At 60.9% G+C, this 5,885-nt stretch carries 3 protein-coding genes and 2 pseudogenes; 3 read left to right on the top strand and 2 right to left on the bottom strand.

Going from position 1 to position 5,885, the window contains the following annotated elements; all coding sequences use genetic code 11:
• Positions 1–402 (top strand): annotated as a pseudogene (locus NFJ07_RS25365) (glucose-6-phosphate dehydrogenase); the annotation flags it as partial.
• A complete protein-coding gene (locus NFJ07_RS25360; protein ID WP_269998852.1) occupies positions 399–1,394 on the top strand; it encodes a glucose-6-phosphate dehydrogenase assembly protein OpcA in 996 nt (331 codons plus the stop codon). The pseudogene NFJ07_RS25365 and the gene NFJ07_RS25360, both read left to right, overlap by 4 nt.
• 1,457 nt (positions 1,395–2,851) lie before the next feature.
• Here NFJ07_RS25360 and NFJ07_RS25350 read toward each other — a convergent pair.
• Positions 2,852–3,595 (bottom strand): IclR family transcriptional regulator, encoded by a 744-nt coding sequence (locus tag NFJ07_RS25350; RefSeq protein WP_269998851.1) that lies wholly within the window; start codon positions 3,593–3,595, stop codon positions 2,852–2,854.
• Positions 3,592–5,064 (bottom strand): APC family permease, encoded by a 1,473-nt coding sequence (locus NFJ07_RS25345; protein WP_269998849.1) that lies wholly within the window; start codon positions 5,062–5,064, stop codon positions 3,592–3,594. Before NFJ07_RS25345 ends, NFJ07_RS25350 begins: the two co-directional genes overlap by 4 nt.
• A gap of 473 nt (positions 5,065–5,537) precedes the next feature.
• Between NFJ07_RS25345 and NFJ07_RS25340 the strand changes: the two are divergent.
• Positions 5,538–5,803 (top strand): annotated as a pseudogene (locus tag NFJ07_RS25340) (aldehyde dehydrogenase family protein); the annotation flags it as partial.
• Positions 5,804–5,885: the final 82 nt, after the last annotated feature.

The raw sequence follows: 5,885 nt of genomic DNA, 5'->3' as shown, positions 1-5,885 counted from the left end.
CCCAACCTGCTCTTCCGCGGTCACGGCGAGGACGACTTCGGCCAGAACGCCGTGGTCATCCGGGTCCAGCCCGACGAGGGCGCGACGATCCGCTTCGGGTCCAAGGTTCCCGGCACGCAGATGGAAGTCCGTGACGTGACCATGGACTTCGGCTACGGCCACTCCTTCACCGAGTCCAGCCCGGAAGCGTACGAACGCCTCATCCTGGACGTGCTGCTGGGCGAGCCGCCGCTGTTCCCGCGGCACCAGGAAGTCGAGGAGTCCTGGAAGATCCTGGATCCCTTCGAAGAATACTGGGCCGGGCTCGATGAACAGCCCGAACCCTATGCTCCCGGCAGCTGGGGCCCGGCCTCGGCCGATGAGCTGCTTGCCCGCGACGGACGAACCTGGAGAAGGCCATGATCGTAGATCTTCCCGATACCACCACCTCCAAGATCTCCAAGAAGATCACCTCCCTGCGCGAGCAGGGAGGCGTGATCGCCCTGGGACGCGTCCTGACCCTCGTGGTGGTCACCAAGTCCGGGCTCGAGGAAGAAGCCATCGAGGCAGCCAACGAGGCCAGCCGCGAACATCCCTGCCGCATCATCGTGCTCGCGGACGCCGGCAGCAAGGCGCCGAACCGCCTTGACGCCCAGATCCGGGTGGGCGGCGACGCCGGAGCCTCCGAGGTCATCGTCCTGCGCGGCTACGGTGAGCTCGCCAAGGAGAACGAATCGCTCGTCGCGGCCCTGCTCCTGCCGGACGCCCCGATCGTGGCCTGGTGGCCGCACGGAGCGCCAGAGAACGCCTGCGAAACCTCCATCGGGCGCATCGCGCACCGCCGCATCACGGACTCCGCCAACGAGGCCGACCCCGCGGCAGCCCTGGCCCGGATCCGGAAGACGTACCGGGCAGGCGACACCGACCTTGCCTGGACACGCCTGACCAACTGGCGGATCCAGCTCGCTGCCGTGTTTGACCAAGTTGATGCATCGTCCGTCGTCGCGGTCGAGGTGGAGGGGGCTTCGGACTCTCCGTCAACTATTCTCCTGGCGGCCTGGCTGACGCTGACCCTGGACGCCCCGGTCACGATCGTCGCCGACCCGGCAGGAACAGGCATCCGCCGGGTACGGCTGAGCCGCGCCACCGGCGACGTCCAGCTGTTCCGCCCCGGCCCGTCAGTGGCAGAACTGACCCAGCCCGGGCAGCCCGCCCAACGCGTCTCCCTGCCCCGCCGCACCCTGCGGGACTGCCTCGCCGAAGAACTGCGCCGCCTCGACTCCGACGAGGTCTTCGGTGAAACGGTTCGTAGTTTGGGTTTTTCCAGGGTGCACGAAGAAAGTTGCGTGACGTTGACCCGCAGCGCCGAGGCGGGGGGACGTAACCGGGACCGTTTGTCACTGGTCGCCGTTTAATGCGGGCACGCCGCGGCGGTAATTTAGGCCTCGCTGCCATATTATTGCCGAACACGGCTTCCCGCGGGAGAACTGGAGGTTGGCGGTTATGATCACGCTGTATTTCTCATGGCCGTCGATAATAGCAGCCTAGTGCCTTCTGTATTTGTATTTATCACAGCCGTCGATAAAAGGAGCTTGGCGCCCTTCTGTGTTTGTCGAAGGGCAATCAAGTTGATCGATCTGTGCGCATGACCGCATAGATCGATCTTTACCACGCTGAATTTATACCAGGGACTGTGACAGGCTGGGATGGCCCCGGTAGGGCAGTTATTTCTGACCACTTCATGACTGGCCGGGCACTTGTGACAGTTATGTGTGGCCCGCCTTCAACGTCGGATTCATCAGTGGGTGGATGCGGCGGAAGGCTGGTCTGGATTGAGAGTGGAGTTGTTCGCGCTAATCCGTCGGGACGCTCGGGTGCAGTGCCCCTCGGTCGGTGTGCTGCCGGCGATTGCCTCCACCGAATCCTTCTTTGGCCGGAACAAAACCTTCGCGGATCCTTGGCTCTGCGCTCCGATCCTTGACCGGCTGACCTTCAATGGCGCCATCATCGCAACGGGCACGGACTCCCGCCGGCTAGCCGCCATGCTGGCCCAACAAGGCAGTCCGCTAGAAAACCGTCCAAGGTGACGACCTCTCGTGGCGATGCCTCGCGCTTGCCACGGCTGCGTACCTATCCAAGTTGGCAGTACGTTCTATAGGGTCAACCATGGACACGGTCCCCGCGGATTGCGCGGGCGTCGAGCCTTACCGCGTGAGGTGCGGATTCAATCGTCATCGGTTTAGCGCTATGACGGATACCCTCAGCTATTGCAGGAACAACTGCCCAATGAACGTGATGGTTGTGATCTTCGGAATATTGCTGGGGTTGTCTGCTGGATACTGGGGGCGCTACCGGTTCCCGGCGCTGCGCCGCGGTTCACGGCTCGATGAGAGGCTAGTGCGGCTTCATGTGGTCTGCGTTGCAGCCGAGGCTCTAGTTGGCCGGAGCCCAGGGCGAAGGCAGTCATGCGGACGAAGAGAGCGCTCACAGGGTCCTGCCTGGGATCGGCCATATCCGCGTTGATGGAGAATCACCTCCGCGCCATCGCAACAGCCCCACCAGAGGGCGGGAGATCGCCAACACGAACAGGCCGGCTCCGTCGACAACCCAGCCGAGACGCGTTCTGGGAACAGGCTTACCACAACCCCGAATGGGCGCCCCGCCGATACAACAGACGTCAAGGGGCCCGTGCGGCCGGGATCGTTCATCGAGCTCCCTGGCTAGTACGGACGCGGTTTGGGAGGGCTGGTGGCGCGCAGGAGTTGAGTGCCGGCTTCACCCGTGATCGCCTCGGTTTGGCGTTGGGCTACGCTACAGGATCCGGGCGATCGGTTCCCGCGGAGTGCTCTGTAGATCCGTTCCGATTCTTCAGTCAGAACAGGAAAGGTGCTAGTCGTGACGTCAGTTCACGGGCCGCTTCCGTATGCTCGCAAATAGCGGTGAACCGTTCTGCGGGGCCGGAGAGGCAGAGAGCTGCGCCGACGGACCCATCGGACAACCTGACTGGAAGTGCCAAGCTGGCTGATCCTTGTGCCAATTCGTTGATTTCCGAGGCCTCGCCTTTGAACCGTATTTCCGCGAGTTGTTCTTCCAGTTGCCCCCTGTCTGTAATTGTGTGCTGCGTCAGCTTCATCAGCGGCCCTCCCGGGAGAGGGGAGGCCGAATGGCCAAGTTCAGCGAGCATCAGTTTCCCTGCGGCAGAGGCGTGTGGATACCGGGGCATCTCGAATGGTGATTGGAGCGGATAATCCGGATCTTCATCTGCGATTCTGAGGGAAGCGTTCCGGAACATGATGAGGTGCACTGCGAAACGGTTTCCGCTCCGGAACTCTTCTATTAGGATGCGGGCTGCGGTGGGAACTGTTGGCGGGGTCGCAGCTGTAATCAGTCCTGAAAGCGCGTGTCCGAGTGCGAACCCTCGGAGGTCGGAAGTGCGGGCCAGATATTCGTCCCCAACGAGCGCATTTAGCATCCGATAGGCGGTCGCCGGGGGCATCTGCAAGGCGTCGGTGATCTCTTTCGCTGTTGTCCCGGTGCCGAACCGTGCCACGATCTCCAAGATCCTGAGCGAGTTTGACGCTGTGCTGGGCCCCGGGTTTCCGGGCCTATAGGTCATGGGACGGGCTTGCCAGGAAACAGGTCTATTTCCCGAGTCTCGTCGTAGATGCCCACGGACGCCAGACGCTCAGGTAACCGGAGGCGAAGGAACATGGCGTAAAGGACGCTGGCGATGAGGACACCGCCATAGACGAAGGTCTGCGGGTTGCCTGTGTGAATCGATACCGACGCAGCCTGCCAGAGCACGGCCCCGAGGACCAGGAAGGTTGCTGCTCCCAGTATCCAGCTGGCGTAAGTGTCCTCCCCTATCCGGCGCAGGAAGAAGGGCATGGACGCGCTGGCTAGGACATAGGCCCCAAGGTATCCGTAGGCGCCCAGCGTGAAGAGGTTCACGAGGCCCTGCTCAGGACTGGCACCGGAGATGATGACCGCGATGGGAACGATGGCGACTACTGGCATTACGACCATGATTGCCATCGAGGGGGTTCGAAAGGAAGGATGGGTGCGGCCGACTATTCGCGGCGCAACGCCTTCTCTGCCCATACAGAAGAATATCCGGGCAAGGGCGTTCACAGATGCGATCGCGCACGCAAACCACGATGCTGCGATTCCCAGGTCGAGGACTGCGGCGAACACTGGGGAAGTCTGGGAAAACAGGTCGGACAACGGAGTTGAGCTGGCCGCAATGTTTAATGGTGCGTCGTTGAGGGCTACGTCCTCGACGGTCGCGGCAAGAAGAAAGAGCACGCCGGTCACGATGGGGGTCCATGTGATGGCCCGCGGGACGCTGACGAACGGCCTGTATGCCTCCCCGCCCAGGGTGGTCGGGCTTTCGAAGCCGACAAAGGCACTTACGGCCACGACGATTCCGATCGATAGCGAATCAAAATTTCCGTTCCAGACAAACACACTCGCGAAACTCACCTTCGGCGCGTTGAAGGCGAAGTAGACGATCATGAGGACGGCGAGGACGCCAATCGAAATGGATTCGACCGAAAACGTCACCAGGGCGGATATCTGGATGCCGCGCACCATGAGCCGGCAGGCGGCGGCAGCGGCGGCAAGAATGACCAGGATCGCAAGCAGCCGGGGATCCGGTATCGCGACTCTCAGGTTGATTAGCAGCTGAACGACATAGGTGCCAACGGCCAACAGACTGGCCATGGCAACGAGGCCGTAACCGAACATGGCCGACCAACCGACGGTAATTGCCGTCCGTTGGCCAAGTCCCTTTGCTGTGTAGCTGTAGAGGCCGCTGACGGCAGCCATGCGCTTTGCCATCGGTCTCAGACAGAAGGAAACCAGGACCATGACCGCCATGGCTGCGCCGAATGTCAGCACAAGGTTCGGTCCAGTTGATCCAAAGACAAGAGCCGGAAAGACAAGAGCCGGAATGACGGCCATCGCACCCGCGGGCGCCACTGCGGCCACTGCCTGCGCGAAGACCGGCAAGAAGGAAAGCTTCCGGCGGCTCAGGCCCTCCACCGGAGAGCGGGGAGTGATGAAGCGATCACCGCGGGCAGACACTAGGAACCAACTTTCCCTCCGACGTGCAGGCTCGCCTTGCTTATGAGGGACGCAAGTCGTCATCGACCGGAGGTGCAAAACATTAGCATTCTCGGCCCGGTAATGGCAGTCGCGAACATGTTTCTGAATGTTTCCAACATGTTAACTGCAGTGGGAAAATTTGCCCTTGAATTTCTCATGTAAATTTTCATAAAAGTCTCGCCTAAATTAATCCACTGACGTAGTTTTGCTACGTGAAAGGAATTTATGTGATCGGCATCACGCCAGCAGGGCTCGGAGCAGAGCTCGGCTGAACCCTCTAGAAATAGAGGATGTCGGATTTCTAGACGATCCCCCCGATCCCCAACCGGGGTTCTGAGGTGATTTTTCGCCCAGTCACAAATGCACTAAACGCAGCTCCAAATGCACTAAAGATGAACAGTTCTGACAACGATGAACAGTTCTGACATTCCAAGGACCTTTGTGTCTATTCGTCCCGCAGCGGCAACACCGCATACCGGAACGGGCACGAGATCCAGGCCGGCGCGTGTGGGTCAACAATTACCTTGCCTACCTCGCAGGGCCCGCGTTTGGCGGCTGCAAGTCCTCCGGCATCGGACGTGGGAGCCACGCCATGATGCGGGACTGCTACCGGCAGACCAAGAACCTGCTGGTCGGCTACAACGAGAACACTCACGGGTTCGTCAATGCCGATTTACGGAACCCTTCGGCTGTCAGCCCATTGGGGCCCTCGTCCTGAACAAAGAACCAATCAAGGAGAAACCATGACTATCGACAGTGAAACTCAAGCCGTAGTAGGGGTGGCGCACCCTCTTGATCCG

Origin of the sequence: Arthrobacter sp. B2a2-09 (genome assembly GCF_027587375.1) — a bacterium.
In the GTDB taxonomy this organism is placed as follows: domain Bacteria; phylum Actinomycetota; class Actinomycetes; order Actinomycetales; family Micrococcaceae; genus Arthrobacter.
The sequence above is the reverse complement of the archived record's forward strand: the minus strand, read 5'-3'. Positions and strand labels throughout refer to the sequence as shown.